This window comes from Photorhabdus kleinii (assembly GCF_025384885.1).
GTDB classification, from domain to species: Bacteria; Pseudomonadota; Gammaproteobacteria; order Enterobacterales; family Enterobacteriaceae; genus Photorhabdus; species Photorhabdus kayaii.
This window is the reverse complement of sequence record NZ_JAJAFY010000137.1, coordinates 1-1,225: the sequence shown is the minus strand read 5'-3', so window position 1 is coordinate 1,225 and position 1,225 is coordinate 1. Positions and strand designations below refer to the sequence as shown.

Genomic DNA, 1,225 nt, shown 5'->3' with positions numbered 1-1,225 from the left:
CTTCCGGGATAAATCTGTGAGTGGATCCGAATGCTGCGCAGGTGGTGTCCGGCGTAGAGTGGGCGTGACTTTGTATCGGGCTCTTTCTGGGAACTGCGGGAACCTGTCATCACGATGTCAAGGGAGAAATGCAAGTCACTGAATTGACAAGTATGAGAGTACCGATGGGTGATACGGGGGCGGAGTGACTCGTAGTAGTGAGGAAATATTTGTAATGAATGTGGAGCGAAGGGGTCACGTCAGGCAGCCTTACCCGGTATCCAACTGTCAGGCAGGAGGAGATACGGAGGTTAAGGCAAAACCGTTTGTCATTGAGAAAAGAGAAGTGTACCGTGCCTGGTTATTGGTTAAAGCCAATCAAGGTGCGGCAGGCGTGGAGGGTCAAACTCTCGCGGATTTTGAATCCAATCTGAAAGACAATCTGTACAAACTCTGGAACCGCTTATCATCGGGCAGTTATTATCCACCCCCGGTGAAAGGTGTCGCTATCCCTAAGAAGTCGGGAGGTGAACGTCTGCTGGGGATCCCCACGGTTGCGGATCGTGTGGCACAAATGGTGGTCAGGCTTCATTTCGAACCCCTTGTTGAACCTCATTTTTTGCCGGATTCTTATGGCTACCGACCGAATAAGTCGGCGATTGACGCCATCAGAGTCACAAGGCAGCGATGCTGGCAGCAAGATTGGGTATTGGAGTTCGATATCAAGGGGTTGTTTGACAATATTCCTCATGATTTACTCATGAAAGCCGTGAGGAAACACACAAATAGCCCGTGGCTCTGCTTGTACATCGAACGCTGGCTAACGGCCCCGATGAAATGCCATAGTGAGATGTTATTCCGTGAGAAAGGGACACCGCAAGGCGGTGTGATTAGCCCGATACTGGCCAATTTATTTCTGCACTACGTTTTCGACAAGTGGATGCAGAAATATCATCCCCGGATGAAATGGTGTCGCTATGCGGATGATGGACTGGTTCATTGCCAGAGTGAAGCTCAGGCCAGAGAAATCTGGCAAAGGTTGGAACACCGTTTCAGGGAATGTGGATTGGCACTGCATCCGGACAAAACCCGGATTGCTTACTGTAAAGATGTAGAACGAAAGGGAAAATATGAACATACCTGTTTTGATTTTCTTGGATATACGTTCAGACCAAGGTGGGTCAAGAACCGTAAAAGAAACAGTTTGTTTGTGAGTTTTACACCGGCAGTCAGCAAAGCGGCCCAA

At 49.1% G+C, this 1,225-nt stretch carries 1 protein-coding gene; it reads left to right on the top strand.

The features are described from left to right. Positions 1-214 precede the first annotated feature (214 nt). The coding region (ltrA, locus tag LG003_RS22990; protein WP_390894167.1) for a group II intron reverse transcriptase/maturase at positions 215-1,225 on the top strand (1,011 nt) is incomplete at its 3' end.